This is a genomic window from Staphylococcus sp. EG-SA-2 (assembly GCF_017152085.1).
The window spans coordinates 1-537 of record NZ_JACYHC010000156.1 but is presented as its reverse complement, the minus strand read 5'-3'; the positions used below and the strand labels follow the sequence as shown (position 1 = coordinate 537).

1 protein-coding gene is annotated in these 537 nt (G+C 33.3%); it reads left to right on the top strand.

Annotated features, from left to right (window positions below; all coding sequences use genetic code 11):
* Positions 1–516, top strand: a 516-nt coding sequence (locus IDG60_RS01510) for an aldo/keto reductase (protein ID WP_206160408.1), incomplete at its 5' end; no start/stop codon positions are given.
* Positions 517–537: the final 21 nt, after the last annotated feature.

Below are 537 nucleotides of genomic sequence, written 5' to 3'. Positions count from 1 at the left end.
GTATATGGCTCATGGCGTGCATTAGAAGAGTTAAAAGAAAATGGTAAAATTAAAGCAATCGGTGTATCTAACTTCGGCGTTGATCGAATTGTAGATTTAGGTATTCACAATCAAATTCAACCACAAGTGAACCAAATAGAAATTAATCCATTCCATCAACAAGAAGAACAAGTTGCAGCACTTCAACAAGAAAATGTTGTGGTAGAAGCTTGGGCACCATTTGCAGAAGGTAAAAATCAATTATTCCAAAATCAATTGTTGCAGGCCATTGCAGATAAATACAACAAATCAATTGCACAAGTTATTTTACGCTTGTTAGTAGAACGTGACATTGTTGTACTCGCAAAATCAGTGAATCCAGAACGTATGGCTCAAAACTTAGATATATTTGATTTTGAACTTACAGAAGAAGATAAACAACAAATTGCGACATTAGAAGAAAGTAATAGCCAATTTTTCTCACATGCTGATCCAGAGATGATTAAAGCACTTACAAGCAGAGAATTAGATGTTTAATCATAATATAACAAAGTAAAT